Source organism: Telluria sp. AIW5 (assembly GCF_056680575.1).
The window spans coordinates 4,260,171-4,276,052 of sequence record NZ_CM155289.1; the positions used below are offsets into that span (position 1 = coordinate 4,260,171).

Annotated in this window: 11 protein-coding genes; 6 read left to right on the forward strand and 5 right to left on the reverse strand. The window is 71.7% G+C overall.

All coding sequences use genetic code 11. The features are described 5' to 3' along the window. Positions 1–222 precede the first annotated feature (222 nt). Genes AC1MEM_RS18845 through AC1MEM_RS18860 form a run of 4 tightly spaced genes read left to right on the forward strand, consistent with a single transcriptional unit; the run spans position 223 to position 5,492 of the window. Entirely contained in the window at positions 223–1,164 is a 942-nt protein-coding gene (locus AC1MEM_RS18845) for a protein kinase domain-containing protein (RefSeq protein WP_499473076.1), read from the forward strand. Then, complete coding sequence (locus AC1MEM_RS18850; protein WP_499473078.1) at positions 1,161–3,509, forward strand: FtsW/RodA/SpoVE family cell cycle protein; 2,349 nt, start codon at positions 1,161–1,163, stop codon at positions 3,507–3,509. Before AC1MEM_RS18845 ends, AC1MEM_RS18850 begins: the two co-directional genes overlap by 4 nt. After that, complete coding sequence (locus AC1MEM_RS18855; protein WP_499473080.1) at positions 3,479–5,038, forward strand: hypothetical protein; 1,560 nt, start codon at positions 3,479–3,481, stop codon at positions 5,036–5,038. Before AC1MEM_RS18850 ends, AC1MEM_RS18855 begins: the two co-directional genes overlap by 31 nt. A 1-nt stretch (position 5,039) precedes the next feature. Beyond that, entirely contained in the window at positions 5,040–5,492 is a 453-nt protein-coding gene (locus AC1MEM_RS18860; RefSeq protein WP_499473081.1) for an SH3 domain-containing protein, read from the forward strand. 11 nt (positions 5,493–5,503) lie between these two features. Here the strand turns inward: AC1MEM_RS18860 and AC1MEM_RS18865 are convergent, their stop codons facing one another. Continuing rightward, positions 5,504–5,962, reverse strand: a complete 459-nt coding sequence (locus tag AC1MEM_RS18865; protein WP_499473083.1) for a GNAT family N-acetyltransferase — start codon at positions 5,960–5,962, stop codon at positions 5,504–5,506. A gap of 79 nt (positions 5,963–6,041) precedes the next feature. Here AC1MEM_RS18865 and AC1MEM_RS18870 point away from each other — a divergent pair, with 79 nt between their 5' ends. Both AC1MEM_RS18870 and AC1MEM_RS18875 read left to right on the forward strand, forming a co-directional pair. Continuing rightward, positions 6,042–6,995: a PP2C family protein-serine/threonine phosphatase gene (locus AC1MEM_RS18870; RefSeq protein ID WP_499473085.1), complete on the forward strand. Its 954-nt coding sequence runs from the start codon at positions 6,042–6,044 to the stop codon at positions 6,993–6,995. A 579-nt stretch (positions 6,996–7,574) separates the two neighbouring features. Continuing rightward, complete coding sequence (locus AC1MEM_RS18875) at positions 7,575–9,131, forward strand: FHA domain-containing protein (RefSeq protein WP_499473087.1); 1,557 nt, start codon at positions 7,575–7,577, stop codon at positions 9,129–9,131. 180 nt (positions 9,132–9,311) lie between these two features. Here the strand turns inward: AC1MEM_RS18875 and AC1MEM_RS18880 are convergent, their stop codons facing one another. The 4 genes from AC1MEM_RS18880 to AC1MEM_RS18895 all read right to left on the reverse strand — a co-directional run bounded on the left by AC1MEM_RS18880 (position 9,312) and on the right by AC1MEM_RS18895 (position 15,882). Next, positions 9,312–11,573, reverse strand: coding sequence for an SUMF1/EgtB/PvdO family nonheme iron enzyme (locus AC1MEM_RS18880; protein WP_499473089.1), 2,262 nt, complete (start codon positions 11,571–11,573; stop codon positions 9,312–9,314). A 10-nt stretch (positions 11,574–11,583) separates the two neighbouring features. Continuing rightward, positions 11,584–13,752 carry an SPFH domain-containing protein gene (locus tag AC1MEM_RS18885; RefSeq protein WP_499473091.1) on the reverse strand — a complete coding sequence of 723 codons (2,169 nt, stop codon included), beginning with the start codon at positions 13,750–13,752 and terminating at the stop codon, positions 11,584–11,586. Between the two features lie 61 nt (positions 13,753–13,813). After that, positions 13,814–14,830, reverse strand: coding sequence for a hypothetical protein (locus AC1MEM_RS18890; RefSeq protein ID WP_499473093.1), 1,017 nt, complete (start codon positions 14,828–14,830; stop codon positions 13,814–13,816). Next, positions 14,827–15,882, reverse strand: a complete 1,056-nt coding sequence (locus AC1MEM_RS18895; RefSeq protein WP_499473094.1) for a hypothetical protein — start codon at positions 15,880–15,882, stop codon at positions 14,827–14,829. The genes AC1MEM_RS18890 and AC1MEM_RS18895 overlap by 4 nt, the downstream gene beginning before the upstream one ends.

Below are 15,882 nucleotides of genomic sequence, written 5' to 3' on the forward strand. Positions count from 1 at the left end.
CGGCTCGACATCCAAGCCTTTATCCGGTGCATGAGGGCGGTTTGCGAGCTCGACGGCAACCAGTGATCGATCGCCGTACCGCGTGGACACAAGTGCCCGGTGAACCCGTCATTGAGGCCATTGGCCTCAATGACCCCATACGGTGCGCGACCGGCGCTGTCGTTTTCCAGCGCCCCCCGCTAGTCGAAGCAGCGGCATCCTGCCGCGTTCATCGGGGAAAACATGGTACGAAGCGGCGACATCGTGACGCTCAAGGCAGGCCACTACCGGCTGCGCGAGCAGCTGGCCGGCTCCAGCTACGGCACGGTCTGGCGCGCCGAACGCGACGGCTTCGCCCCGGTGGCGATCAAGCTGGTCAACCGCGCCCAGATGGAGCGCGCCGTACCCACGCTGCGCCCGCGCTGGAGTGAATGCGCCGCGCACGAAATCGCCTTCCTCGACTCCCTGGCGCCGTGGGACGCGCGCCACATCGTGCGCCTGCTCGACCATGGCCGGCACGAGGACCTGCCCGCCATGGCGCTCGAACTGCTCGACGGAGACCTCGCCGCGCACCTTGCCGCGCAGGCCGCGGCGGGCCGCCGCATCGGCCTGCCCCAGGCACTCGCCTGGATCGGGCAAGTGAATGCCGCACTGGCCAAGGTCCACCAGCACGGCTGGCGCTACCTCGACCTGAAACCGGCCAACCTGCTGGTCGATGCCGCCAACAAGCGTGTCAAACTGGCCGACTTCGGCACCAACCGCAGCCTGGCCGACACGGCCGCCCACTCCTACGCCGGCACGGCCAGCTGGCAGGCGCCCGAGCAGTTCTTCCCCACTCCCGCCGGCTACCTCACCGGGGCCAGGGCCGACTACTTCGCCCTCGGCGCCCTGTTCTACTACCTCGTCACCGACGGCGCCACGCTGCGCTATTGCAGCGCCTGCGGCGACGCTTTCCGGGCACATGGGCGTGAAGGCGCGGTGCAGCTGGGCGGCGCACCACTGGCGATCCTGCCCGATGACGAAGCCGCGCGCTTCCTCGCTTGCGCCGGCGATGGCGGCGCGGCTGCGCTGACGCTGCTGCGCGCCCTGCTCGCGCGAAGGCCGCAGGACCGCCCGCCGCACGCGCTGGCGATCAGCCGCCTGATCGCGGCGGCCCAGGGAAGCACGCTGCGGAGGGCCGCATGATGCGCGCGCCCGGCAGCAGGATGTTCGCAGCGGCCGCGCTCGCGCTGCTGTGCATCCTGCAGGCGCTGGCCGTGCTGCGTACGCCCCCGGCCTGGCTGCCGTCCTCGATCGAGATCGCGCTGGACCCGGGCGCCGCAATCGTGCTCGGACGCGCCGAGCTGGCAGCGCCCCAGGCCGCAAAACAGCATATGCGCCTGCGCCGCGACGAACAGGGCCGCTGGTTCGCCGCCAGCGCCGACGGCATGCAGGGCCTGCGCTTCGAACGCGGCGACGAGCGCCTGCGCAGCGGAGCGCGGCGGGTAGAAGCCGGTCAGCAATTCCGGCTCGGCGCCGTCCCCTACCGGATCACCGGAGCAGGCGAGGACGGGGTAGCCTTCAGCGACGGCGCCCACGCCTGGACTTACGACGGCGCGAGCCTGCGCCGCGACGGCGCCACGCTCGGCCCTTGTCCCGCGGCGGGTCCGGGCGCACGCTTGCTGGCCCTGTGGAACCGCTGGGCGCCGCACGCGCTGACGCTCAAGCGCCCGCTGCGCTTCGGCGGCAACCTGTCCTGCGGCACCCAGGTCGGCAACGCCGACGCGCCGGCCGGCAGCGCGCAACTCGTCTTCGAGGATGGGGTGCCCGTACTCGCCGCGGCCACCGGCGTCGAGCGCGTGCCGCTGCTGTTCGACGAGCGCGGCCTGCCGCAGGACCTGGCGCTGGCCGAACAGGCGCTCGCCGGCGTGACGTCGATCACGGCCGGCCGCACGCGCATGCTGGCCAGCGTCGAGGGCAAGCTGCTGCGCCTGCAGCCGACGGGCCGGGTCGCGCTCTCGACCGAAGGCCGTACCGAGCTGCCGCAAGGCGTGCGCTGGCACTGGCAGCCGCGCGACGCCTGGACCTGGCCGGCGGCCGGGAGCTGGTGGGCCCTGTTTGCCGGGGCGGCCGGCCTGCTGGCCGCAGCGATCGCCAGCCGCACGCGCTACCGCAAGGACCTTGCAAGCTGCGCCCACCTGGGGGCCGGCGCCGCGCTTGCCGTCGCCGGGTTCGGCCTGCTGCTGGCCCAGCGCACGGGCGGCGCACCCGGTGTCGCGGTGTCGCTGCTGCTGTCCTGGGCCGCACTGTGGCATGCGTTCACTGCGCGCCGCGCCGGCGCCGTCATGCAGCTTGGCGTGCTGCTGCTTGCGGCCGGCCTGCTGCTGCAGCTGGAACTGGGCAGCGGCGCGCCCGACACCTCCTGGCTGCGCCACTTCCAGAAGACGGCCGCCGCCAGCACGCTGGGCCTGGGCCTGGCGAGCCTGGCGCTGCTCCTCGCGCGCGCCAAGCCGCCGGCGCAGGGCCGGGTCGAGCTGCTCCTGCTGCTGCTCGCAGGCGCCGCGCTCGCGGCGCTGCTGCTGCAGGTCGGCTGGGGCAACGAGACCGGCGTGTTCGACCTGCAGCCGGTGGAGTTCGCGAAGCTCGCCCTGGTGGTCCTCACGGCCCACTGTGTGGCCCTCGGCCTGGGCGCGGGCGAACGCGACGCCGGCCGGGCCAGCTTCCTGCTGCGCTGGTTGCGCCTGGCCTCGCCCGTCCTGCTCTTCGTCGTGCTGCTGGCCGTCGCCCTGGTCCAGGTCGACGATTACTCTCCGCTGATCCTGCTGCTGGTCTGGGGCGCGGCAATGCTGCTGGCCTGGTCGTACGCGGCGCGCAAGCCCGGTCCGGCGCTGGCAGTGGCCGCGCTGGCATGCACCGCTTTGCTGGCCCTGGCGATGCTGCGCGGCGCCGCGCCGGACGAGGTGGCGCAGTGGACCTTTTATGGCGAGCGCTTCGGCGTCTGGCTTGATCCGGCGGCGCACCCGCACACGGGCCAGCAACTGCTGCTCGGCGCGCAGGCGATCGCCGACGGCGGCTGGACGGGCGCCGACGGCCTGTTCGGCATGGCCGCGCTCGGGCAAGGCGCGCTGGAGGCGCTGGCGATCCCCGCGGTGCAGGACGATTTCGCGCCATCCTTCCTGCTGCAGCGCCACGGCCTGCTCGCGGCACTGGCGCTGTGGACGCTGCAGGCGCTGTTCCTGTGCGCGCTGCTGGCGGGCGCCTGGCGCGCCTGGCAGGGGGCGCTTGCGGCGCGCGACTACCGCCAGGCCTGGCTGGGGCGCTTCCGCTGTTTCGTCCTGTGCGGGGGCGCCGCCTTCGTGTTCGGTCATTTCCTCCTGTCGTGGGGGACGAATCTCGCCTTCTTTCCGATCATGGGCCAGCCGATGAGTTTCCTGTCCGCCGGCGGCTCGCACCTGCTGTTTTTCATCTTCCCCCTGCTAGCCCTGGCTAGTCCAGCCCCAACAATCGAGGAGAACCCACCATGCCGGTCTACGTCCAACACGAAACCTTGAACCGCGTCGGCGACGTGTTCAATGCCGAAGCGCTGTGGCAGGCGCCGGGCCTGGCGCTTCTCAACCGCCGTCCCTTCCTGCGCGACCTGCTGGAACGTTCTCCCCGCGAGCAGCGCGGCCGCGCGGCCACGCGCTGCTTTTCCCACGTCACCCTGGTGCTGCCCCAGGACGAGGTCGACGACGACCGCCACCTGACCCGCGGCGCGCGCGTGCGCGACCTGGCGCAGACGCTGCAGGCGCTGCACCAGAAGGATTTCGGCGACCTGCTGGGCGCGGACGACGTGCGCTACCACGTGCTCGGATCCGATGCGCTGGAACCCGGCCAGGTCGAAGTCAAGTTCGGCCATGCCGTCTACCTGCCGGCGCCGGGCGAAGAAGTGCTGTACACGGTCAGCGTCTCGCGCGACAGCGCCATCTGGCAGCCGGTCTGCCCGGTGTATCCGAACCAGCGCCTCACCGTGCTTGGCGCGGACGCGGCCAGCGCCACCCACGGCGTGCCGGGCTGGCCGTTTGCGGCGCACGCGAACATCCTCATCATCAACGACGGTCCCGATGCGCCGCTCGAACTCCAGGTGCGCCCGAAAGACGCCTTCGACTGCAGTTTTGACGCCGCCAGCGGCTACTACACGATCCGCGCGCGCGCGCCGGAGACGGCCGGCACCCCTGCCCGGCTGCTGTTGAAGGTGACGCCGGCGCAGGCGAAGGCGGCCGCCGCCGCGCCGCGTCCCGTCAGCGCGCCGCCGGCTCCGCGCGCGCCGGCGGTCTGGAAAACGCGTGCCCGCACCGACGACGCCGAACTGACCGCCGTGCCGGTGCTGCACCGCGCCGCCGCGCCGGCCGCGCAGTCCATGCCCGCCCAGGACGCAACCTACGCCCCCGTGCTGCGCCAGCGCGTCAGCCTGGCCGCGCTGGCCCTGCCGCGTTTGAGCCGTTACCGCGACACCGGCGCGGCCGCCATCGAGTTCGGGTTCACGCGCGAGCTCGCGCCCGGCCCGGTGCAGCCCGACTGCCTGCTCGGTTTTGCCCTCGATGCGAACGATGCCGTGTACGCGATCACGCCCGACGGCCGCCAGCGCATCGCGGTGCCGAACCGCTTTGCGCCGAGGGATGGCGTCGACGTGCGCGTGCTTGCCCCGAGCCCGCAGATGGCGGAGCGCTACAGCGCCATCGTCTGCCTGCCGCAGGAGCACAGCCTGCCGGTCCCGGGCGGCACCCGCCACGTCTTCGGGCGCGCGGCCCCGATGCTGGCCGGCCTGCGCGTGCTCGACGGGGGCTGCCTGCGCGGGGCCGACAGCCTCGATGCGGGCGGCGCCGACCGCCTCGGCCTGTCGCGCAATGCCTTCGGTTTCGAAGCCGGTCCGGATGGCTATCGGGTCACGCGCGAGTCGCCGACCCAGGCGCTGTACCACCTCGACGAGCGCCTCGGTTTCGTGGCCGCGATCGAGACGGCCGGCGCAGAACAAGCGTATGTGGTGCCGCTCGGCCACCACATCGTGGCCGGCCATTACGTGCTGCGCGTCGAGGCCTGACATGGCGCCGGCCCTGCTCCTGCCGGCCTGCGGCGCAGGCGCCTTGCTGCTGACGCTCGCGCTGGCGGCGCACTGCACGCCGCGGGCCTGGTGGCGCCGGCCGAACGCGCGCGCCCTCGCGGTGCTGGTGCTCGGCACGGGCCTGATCGGCGGCGCGCTGTGGGCTTGCTTCGCGCCGGCCGACACGGCCCATGCCGCCGCCCTGCCGGAGGCAAGCGCCCCGCCCCTGCCGGACGCCGGGCGCAGCTACCGCGTGGCCGATGCCCTGAACTTGCGCGCCGCGCGCGGCGTCGGCGCGCGCCGCGTCCTGGTGCTGCCGGCCGGTTCGCTGGTGCGGGCAACGGGGAGACGCGAGGGCGACTGGTGGCAAGTGAGCGCCGAGGCGGACGGCCAGCGTTTCGAGGGCTGGGCCAGCAGTTTGTGGCTGCGCCGCGCGGACGAAGCCCGGCCGTGAGGGCTTGGAACCTATCCCGGCGTGTAGCGCATCGGATTGAAGTACAGGCCCTTGAGGCACTGGGTCGGCGCCGTGCGTTCGAAGCCGAAGGACTGGTAGACCGGCACCGCGTAGTTCGAGGCGTTCACCGTGAAGGCACCGCTGCCGCCGCGCGCCAGCGTCGCCGCGCGCGCAGCCTCCCATAGCCGCCGCGCCAGTCCCTGGCGATGCCAGCGCTTGTCGATGAACATATGGAAGACGTGGCTGTTGTCGCGCACGGAGATGAAGCCGGCGACTTCGTTCCCGTCGATCGCCACATGGTAGACGTGGCCGGCAGCGACATGGCCGCGCATCCCCGCTTCGTCGTTCTCGCGCAGGAAGGTGCAGGCGCCTTCGCGTGGCGATTCGTGGACGATGAATTCGGTCGCGCTCGCGCGCAGCAGGCGCGCGCAGGCGGGCAGGTCCGGCGATTCGAGGAGGCGTATCAGCATCGCGTGCGGGGCTTTGTCAAAACTAAAACATACCATACGATATGCCTTTGATGGGAGCGGCGGACGGGAACGGAAAGCGATGCTTGAAGGTCTGAACAGCGGGGGACGGATGGAGATCGCGGCGGACAGCCGGATCGGCGCCGGCCCGCATCGACGGCGCGAGAACCAGGACAATTTGCTGGTCATCGACGGCGCCGGCCGCGCCGGCTACCTGCTGGGCGGCCAGCCCGAATCGGTCCAGGTCGCGGGCTGGCCGCCGGGCCACCTGCGTTTGGCCGTCATGGACGGCATGGGCGGCCACGGGCATGGGCGCGAGGCGGCCGAATCTGTCGCGGCCGGCCTGCTGGCGATTCCCGCCTGTGTCGACCTTGCCAGCCTGTCGCACCATCTCGACGGCCTGCACCACGCATTGCAGGGGCGTTTCGACGCGCTTCACGAGGCGGGGCCGCGTCCAGGCACCACGCTGACGATGCTCGAGATCCCGGCCTCCGGCAGTCCGCTGCTCTGGCATGCGGGCGACTCGCGGCTCTACGAAATCACGCAGGGAGCGGCCACGCCGCTCACCGTCGACCACGTGCCGGCCACGGTGCTGGCGATTGCCGGCCTGCTCGACGAAGGCGAATGGCGCCGGCACGTGCACGGCAGCCATGCGCCGCAGATCGCCCAGGCTTTCATCCTCGGGAATACCTTTGCCGATCCGGCGCGCCTCGACGACGGCCTGTTCGCGCTCGAGGTGGACACGCTGCCGCCCTGGCTGCGCTCCCTGCCCGACCGCCGCGCCCTTGTTTTACGGGCGGATGCGGCTTACCTGCTCGCCACCGACGGCTTCTGGTCCTGCCGCGACCCGGCCGAATTCGTCGCGCGCTGGCCGCGCCTGTTCGCGCAGGGCGACGCGCAGGCGTGCCTGGACGCGCTGTTTGCCGAGATCGAGGAGCGGCCGCCGGTGGGGCTGCAACCGGATAACCTGACTGCGATCGTGCTGCGTGTGCGGGGCGCGGGCAGGGACGAGACGGCGCTGCCGCAAGCTGGCTGAATCGTTGATCATGGCGGCGTGGACTTTTCGACATGCGTGCGCCTGACGCGTGGGCATGCCCACCCTACGGTGCGCCGCGCTTAGCTTCATGATCAGGCCTACCTGGCCCGCTAACCGTCGCGTAACGTAGGGTGGGCATGCCCACGCGTACGGCGTTAATGACGACGAAAATCTTGCCTGGCCCGCGGCGTCTGCGTTCCGGGTGGGGCTGGGCGACATGCATGCGCTCGAACGCGTGGGCATGCCCACCCTACGGTGCGCCGCGCTTAGCTTCATGATCAGGCCTACCTGGCCCGCTAACCGTCGCGTAACGTAGGGTGGGCATGCCCACGCGTACGGCGGTAATGACGACGAAAATCTTGCCTGGCCCGCGGCGTCTGCGTTCCGGGTGGGGCTGGGCGACATGCATGCGCTCGAACGCGTGGGCATGCCCACCCTACGCTGCGCCGCGGCCACGGACTGTCGGACGGGAGTTGCTTTACAATGGGAAATAATGCGATAAATCAACTCCAGCCGGACCCTCGCGCGCGCCACGGCTGGGCCAATCCGCGTAAGCTCCACCGGTCCACGAGGCCTTTCATGAACCGTTGCCGTCATCCCGATCATCCGCATTGCACCGTCTGGGTGATGCCAGGCGAGCGTGCTTGCGCGCACGGTCATGCGCAGCCTTCCCCGCTTGCGGCCGATGCCTCCGTGCCGGAAATCCGTCCCTCCGATATCGCCGCCCTCCCGGCCAGCGAGCCGATCGGCACGGCCGCCGCGCTGCGCCCGCACCTGCACGTGAGCGGCTTCGATCCGCGCGCGGCCGGCGGGCGCCAGGTATTGAAACTCGAACTGCGCGGCATGCCGCTCGACTGCGCCGCCCAGGTCACCCTGCTGGCGAGTTCGCGCCTGCAGCTGGAAAACGGCGATCGCCACAGTTTCACGCGCACCGTGCGCGGCGAATGGCTGCCGGTCTTCCTCGAGTTTTCCTCGCGCGGCCTGGAACACGGCCAATACCGCATCGAAGCCGAGCTGCACAGCCGCGCCGAGGCGCCCGGCGCGAACGCGCGCACCTGGATCGCCACCCTGCTGATCCTGGCCCCGCGCGCCGACGCCAGCCTGCACGAGATCCACCAGACCTTCCTCGCCACCCACAAGAACGTGCGCATGCATGCCGAGGACGCCTCGATCGCGCGGGTGAATGCCCGCACCAGCGGCGGACGGGTCGACATCGACGTCAGCGCGACCAACGCCGGCATCGCCCACCTCGACCTCGACGCCCAGGCCCCCACCGGCAAGATCGACCTCGGCTTTTCCAGCATCGCCTGGGACGAAGACCTGCTCGAAATCGACGTGCCGGCCCCAGCTGCCGTCCACCCCTGCCCCGCAAGCAGCGCCTGCCTGGTGCTGGACGGCGCGGCCGACGCGCCGGTTCCCCGCTACCTGCGCCTGTTCGCGCTCGACGAATGCGTGCTCGGGCGCGACGAACCGGGTGCGATCGATGCCGATATCCGTTTGATGCACCACGGCGAATCGGGCTGCCTGCCCGAAGGCCTGACGCGCCGCATTTCGAGCCGCCATGCGCTGATCCGGCGCGGGCGCGACGGCTACGAAATCGAGGACGTGTCGCGCTACGGCCTGCTGCTCGACGGCGCCTGGCCCGGCAAGCACGTCCCCGTCACCCTGCGTCCCGGCATGCGCATCGAGCTGACGGCCAGCATCCCCGGCGTCGTCCTGTTCGAGGTGAGCGCCGTGCTGACGAACGGCGTCATCCTGAACCGGCTCGATGCCGCCATGGCGCATGAAGCGTTTTATCTGATGGACCCGGAACGCAAGCCTGAGGCCGCGCCGCGTTTGGCCGCGCTCGGGCTGCCGCCGCTGTTCCACCTTGACGGCGGCTTCTGGCAGCTCGACCCGCAAAGCGGCGAGCAGACGCCGCTCACTCCGACACTCGCCGAGCAGGGTCCGGCCCTGGCCGGCTGGCCGCACGGCGCGCGCTTCGCCGCCCGGCCCTATCCGGAACACCGCAAGGGGCCGGCCACGCTGGTCCCGCACTCGCAGGAAGGCACCGCGCACGGCCGCCGCGCCGACCGCATCGGCGCCTCAACCGGCGCATGCCCGGGCGCTAGTGCCCCTGGGTCAGCAGCACGATGAAGATCAGGCCGCAGCCGGCCAGCAGCGCCGCCTGCAGCGCGAACACGATGGCCGGGATCCGCAGCTCTTCGGGGATTTTCATGGCACGTCCTCCTGTGCGCTTTCAATAGACCGTTCTTACTGCTCCAGCCTACGCCGGCCATGCCGCGGCTTGCGCACGCTACCGCGAAGAAATTGCGCTCAGGAAACGTCCGCTTCGTCCGGCTCCGCAGGCAGTTCGCGCACGACCCGGAAACCTACGATATCGTTCGCCATCACGGCCGAGAAGCCGTTCCGGAGCGCCGAGCGCAGGTAGCGCGGGTTGTACAGCCAGGAGCCGCCGCGCAGGATGCGGCGCGCGCGTTCTCCCCCCGCTTCCCATGCGCTGCCGTCGATTGGCGCGCCGTCGTAGCTGTCGTGCATCACGTCCTGCACCCATTCCCAGACGTTGCCATGCATGTCGTGCAGGCCCCAGGGATTCGGCGCGAACTGGGTCACCGGGGTAGTGCCGCGCCGGTACTCGCCACGCGCGCCTCCGTTCCAGGTGAAATTGCCGTCGTAGTTGGCGAGCGTCGTGTCGATCGCGTCGCCGAAGCTGAACGCGGTCCTGGTGCCGGCGCGGCAGGCGTATTCCCATTCGGCTTCGCTGGGCAGGCGGTAGCGCTGGCCGCTGCGTTCGCTCAGCCAGGCGACGTAGCGCTGGGCGTCGCCCCAGGTCACGCCGACCACCGGATGCAGGTCTGTTTGCGGAAATCCCGGCGCCGACCAGTCGACTTCGCCGGCGGGCTGCCAGCCGGTGGCCTCCACGAAGGCGCGCCACTCGCCGACCGTGACCGGGTAGCGGCCCATGGCAAAGGGCCGCCCGATACCGACCCAGTGCTGCGGCGTTTCGCGCGCCAGCCAGTTCTTCTGGGCGCCGCAGAGCATGGCGATTTTTCGTTCGTGTTCCGGAGAGCCCATCTGGAAGCGGCCGGCGCGCAGCACGACCAGTTCCGGGCCCGCGCCGCTGCCGTCGAGGAAGGCGTCGCGCAGCAGCGTCGGCGGCTCCGCGGGGACGGGCGCCGCTGTGGGGGGCGCCGCTTCCTGGGCCGCCGCCTGGGTGCGCGCGCGTTCCTGTTCGGCGAGGTAGGCCGCCGCGGCTTTGGCCTGCAGCGCCTTGCGCTGGGCCTCGTCCTGGGCCTGGCGCGTCTTCGCCACTTCCTCGTCGCGGCGCGCCGCCAGTTGCTCGCGCAGCGCTTCGCGGCGGGCGCGGCGCGCGGCTTCCTCTTCGGCGCGTTCGCGTTTCTGCTGCTCGCGCAGGCGCTGGCGCGCGGCCTGGGCGGCTGCCGCGGCCGCCGCGTTGCGGGCGCGTTCGCCGGCGTCGATCGCCTGCTGCGCGACCGCGTCGGCCGCGGGCGCCGGATCGGCAGCAGGTGCTTCATCGGGCACCGCGTCCGGCGGCGGGCTTTCCGCGACCGCGCCAGGCAAGGCCTCGGCCGGCGCCGCGCCCAACCGGTCGAGCAGCGCCGACACGCTCGCGGGCCGCGCCGCCGGATCGTGCGCAAAACCGCTGCGCAAGGCGTCCCACTGTGCGTCGTCGAGCCCGTCCGGCCTCGGCGCCTCGCCGACCACGGGCGTGGCGCTGCCGGACACCATCTGGTGCACCATCACCGCCACCGAATACACGTCGAGCACGCGCGACGGCACCGTGCCGGGCGAACCCGCTTCCGGCGCGCGGTAGCCGGGCGTTCCCGACAGCGCCGGCGCCTCGGCCGCAGTGGGTCCACCGGTGCGCCCGCCCGCACGCGCCCGCGCGGCGATCCCGAAGTCGAGCAGTTTGACGTCGCCGCGCGCGGTGACGAAGACATTGCCCGGCTTGATGTCGCGATGGACCAGCCGGTGCCGCTCCCAGGCATAGTCGAGGGCCATGGCGACGGGCCGCACCAGGTCGAGCGTGCGCGCCAGGGATAGCGCGCCTTCGCGCGCCAGCAGGCTGTCGAGGTCTTCGCCCTCGAGGCATTCCATGATCACGAAATAGCTCGACGTCGCCGGGTCCTGCGCCCAGTCATAAACACGCACGATGTGTTCGTGCGCCAGGCGCCGCGCGCGGGTGGCTTCCTGCACCAGCAGCCTGGCGTGGGCCGAGCTGAGCGTCAGTTCCGGCGACAGGATCTTCAGCGCGACCCGGGCGCTGTGGCCCAGCTCCGCGTGGGTCGCGAGGTCGGTGGCCTGCCAGACCTGGCCCATGCCGCCGAGCGCGACCAGGCGCTCGAGGCGGTAGCGCCGGTTCGGCGGGCCCACCTGCTGGCCGGCCATGAGTCCCAGCTCGGTGCCGCGCGAAGCCAGGGGCGCCGCGGCGGACGCCGGCGGCGCATGGGCCGCATCGAGGATCGCATTCTTGCGCTGGTCGAATTCCTGGCGGCTCAGCAGGCCATCCTCGTGCAGGGCACGCAGTTCGCGGATCTTGTCGATGGCGGTTTGCATCGGGCCTGCGTCAGTGCAGGGGCGCGCCGCAGGCGCCGCAGAAGCGGTCCCCCGCGTGCGCCGGATGGCCGTTGGCGCAGGCACGGCCCGCGCTCGCCGCCACCGAGGCCTGCGCATCGAGGGCCGCCTTGTTCACGTCGTTCTGCAGCGCCAGCAGGTCGAGCTGGTGGCGCCGGTCCTTGTCGACCTCGACTTCGCGCCGTACCCGCTCGCGCTCGAGCGCTTCCTGGGCCTGGCGCGCCGCGTCCGCCGCACTGAGTGCGCCGCCCGCCGCCACCACGCCGGCGAGCGCCGCCAGCTGGCCGGCATCCATCGTCGCGTGCACCCGCGTTTTCAGGTAATCGGCCAGCACCGCCGCATTCGGCGTGCCGGCCACGGCCAGCTTGGTCGTGTCGTCCAACGCGTCGAGCGATTCGGCGCGCGCGATTTCCATGCGTGCCAGGTCCAGCGCATGCGCCAGCTCGGCCGCGCGTTCGGCCCGCTCGGCGCCCATGCGGCGCAACTCGTGCTGCCAGCTCGCTTCCTGTTCGGCGCGGCGCTGCTGGTGGCGGCGCTCCTCGGCCAGCAGCTCGACCTCTTTCGCCGCGCGCGCCTGGCGATGCTCCGCTTCGATCGTGCGCAGCAGCTTTTCGTGCTGTGCAATCGCTTCCTGCTGGCCGCCCTCGCGGCGCAAGGCGTCAATCTTTTGTTTGACGCCTTCGGTTTCCAGCTCATTTCCCAGCGCGTGTTCGCGCACGCGCGCCTGCGCCTGCAGCTCGATCCATTCCTCTTCGCGCTCGAGCGAGCGCCTGCGCGCATTATTCGCCAGCACCACGAGCGCGAACTGCGCATTGTGTTCCTCGTCGTCGAGCTCGCGGGCACGGCGCGCGGCCGCTTCTTCACTTGTGCGCAGGTGCGCCAGCTCGGCGCGCCGGCGCGAGGCGTCTTCGATTTCCTTCGCCTGTTCGACCTTGTTGCGGATCTGCTGGGTCAGCAGCTGCTGCGAAAAGCGCTGGCGCGCAAGCGTGCGTGCTTGCAGCGCTTCCTGTTGCGCCACTTCGAGCGCTCCGCGCATGCGGATGCCGGCCAGCGCCTGCAGCTGCGCCCATTCGGCCTGTTCGCCGGCGCGCTGGCCGCGCTTCTGCGCCAGTTCGTGATCGAGTTCGGCCAGGATCTCGCCGGCGCCGCGCTCGACCGCTTCGCGGCGCGACCGCGATTCGGCGACGCGCGCAAACAGGTCGAGTTCGCGCGCGCGCACGGCCTGCGCGCGCTCGCCGTTTGCCAGGGTCAGCTCGGCACGGTCCAGCGTTTCGTTCTGCTGCAGCTCGAGCCGGCGCAGGCGCAGGCGCGCCGCCTGCTCTTCGCGCGTGATGCGGTGCCACTCGCCTTCGTCGTACAGTTCCTCGAGCTGGCGCGCGTGTTCCATCTGCACGCGGCGCTCGTCGGCGGCCAGCCACAGCGTGCCGATGCGCGCGCGGTTGGCGTCGAATTTATCGTGGCGCAGAGAGAGCGTGTCGACCTGCACCACGCCGAGGCCATAGTCCGCCAGCAGCAGGCGCAGCGCGCCTTGCAGGCGCTCGTCGAATTGCGCGCGCAGCTCCGGCTGTTTTGCCATTTCGCGCAGCGAGCGCGCCCCGACAAACTCGGACGCCAGCTGGCGCACGGCCGGCTGCAGGAGTTCGCGCAGCTGGGCCACGGTCACCGTGCCCGGCATGGTCATGAAATGGCGCGCGAAGGCGGGGACGTTTTCGATGCGCAGGCTGACGCTGAACTGCGCGCCCACCGCCAGGTGCTCGGCGCTCTGCAGATCGTCGAAATGAAAATCGACCGGCAAGGCATTCGTGCGCGTGACCAGGATTTCGGCGTGGCCGTCGCGCAGCAGGTGGTTCAGGCGCGAAAAAAAGCCCTCGATTTCGTATTCGCCCTGCGGCACTTCGGTCGCATCGCCGCCCTGCAGGATGTAGGCGCGGGCGGTGGCGGGCACGCGCAGGGTTTTCACGAACAGGCCCGACAGCGCGCGCACGCCGAAGAACACGGCCAGCTCGCCGGGGCCGGCGATCCAGCGGTTTTCGACCAGCACCGGCGCATTGCGCGGCGCGCCCAGGGTGATGCCGCAGGCCGCGCAATAGCCGGCGCCGCCCGCGTTCCTGTGCTCGCAACGCGGGCAGCGGCTGCCGCCAAAACCGAACATCTGGACCATGATCCGACTCCATCCTCACGTGATTCTCTATCTACCGACGGTCCGTGGTAACAGACCGATTCTAAATGATCCCGATCCGCTCCACGCACACCAGGCTGGCGCCTTTCGCACGGACCGCATCGGCCAGGCCCGGCGGCAGGCCGGCTTCCCAGGCGCGCGGCAGCAGGATGCGGTCCCCAGCTTGGGCTTCGCGCTCGATCAGCGCGCACTTCGGCCCCAGTCCTTCGACCGGTTCGACCAGCCCGGCATGCCAGGCGCTGGACCATCCGCTGGCGATGATGCGCCCCCGCGGCACGAACTCGCGCCCGCGCGCCAGGCGGTCCGCCAGTACCAGCGCCAGTTCATACGAGGCGCCGGCCAGGCCGTCGTGGCCGAAGCGCACCGTGGTGCGCCAGCGCGCAGGGCGTGCGCCGTCGAAATGGCGCGCGCCGAGCAAGGCCAGTCGCACCGCCTGCTGGCGCACGCCGTCCAGGCCGGGCGCGGCGATCGCGTCTTCGTCCGCCGGCGCGCCGGCCTCCAGCGGATAGACGCTGACCTCGACCCAGCACAGGCTGTCGTTGATGCCGCCGCTGTGCAGCGGGAACCAGGCACGCGCGCTCGATACCGAGGCCGCCACGTCGGGCTGGCCGGACACTGCACCAAGATGGTGCAAGTACCCTGGTCCGCCGCGCAGCGCGCCGGACGGCAGGTCGGACACGTCGTGCCCATCGATACGGCCGCGCTGCCAGTCGCCGGACCAGCCATTCGCCACGACGCCGTCGCGCAGCGCAAGCAGGCCGCGCACGGCGCGGTCGGCCAGCACCACTGCCAGTTCCCAGTCGCGCAGCGAGGACCCCGGTGCGCGGTCCATGCTGATCACGACCTGGTCGCGGCTGTCGTAGCGCGCTTCGGTGTGCCGCGCCAGCCTGGCCACCAGCGCCATGCGCGCGGCCAGCTGCGGCGCGCCGGGCACGCTGCATTTCACTTCGGCGCGGCCCCCGCGCTGACGGCGGGTGGCGGTGACGGCGACGTAGCCGCCATCGGGCAAGCCGCTGCGCACGGTCACGGTATCGGGACGCTTCGGCAGCGGCGCGTTCATGCGTCCTCCTCTTCCGGCGCCACACGCTTGCGCCCGGCGAGTTCGTATTCGAGGTTGGCCACGATGCGGTCCGCTTCGTCGAAGAGCACATCCAGTCCTTCGTCGCCGGCGCGCTCGAGGCGCGCCAGCAGGGCCCAGGCTTCGTCGAGCGCGCCCGCTGCGCGCAGGCTGTGGTGCGCGCGGCGCGCTTGATTGTCGCTGTCGAGCGCCTGCCCCGGCGCCGCCAGGCCGAGCGCTGGCATGGTGGAAGCGGCCAGGCAGACCAGGTCGAGCCGCTGCAGCAAGGCCTGCTGCTGGCGGAACAGGCTTTGCCCCTGGGGCAGCGCCGCCTGGCGCACGCGGCACATCACGCAGGGCAGTTCGAGGAAGAGCCGGCGCAGCGCGCGGGCGTCGTCGCGGCCGGCATCGACCAGCGCCGGCGGCGCGGCGGCGGACGCCTCCTGCGCGACGGGCACCGCGGCGGCGCCGGCCACCGCGCGCGCCGCCAGTTCGCGCGCAAAATCGCGGCTGTCCGCCAGGTCGACCGGCACGCAGTCGTCGACCGTGACGCCGAAGCGCGTGTAGAGCAGCTGGTTGAAGCCGCCCCGGAACGCATTCCATTCGTCGAGCGTCGTGCACGGCGGCAGCTCCAGGTTGCCCTGGGCCAGCTCGCGTTGCAGGGCCGCCTCGATGCGCTCGGCCAGCGCACCGAGCGCCAGTTCGCCCGCGCCTTCGCTGGCCAGGAACAGGTCGAAGCGCTGCTGGGTCACGCGCGGATCGGGGCTGTCGATCGCGAAGTGCACGCGCAGCCCGATCTCGGGCGCGGCGGCAAAGGGCAGCAGGTCGCAGCCATACGGGCCGGGGTGGAAGCACCAGCCGGCTTCGCCTTCGGCCAGCACCATGCGCCCGCCGGCGAGGACGCGGCGCGTGTGGCCGGTCGACGACACGGCGACGCCGACAGCGCCCGCAGGCAGCATGCAGCCGGACGCAATCGGGCGCGCGATCACCTGCGCGCCGAGTCCTGCGGCGTCGAAGGCGGGCGCGCGCGCCATGCGCTTGAACAGGTCGAGCAT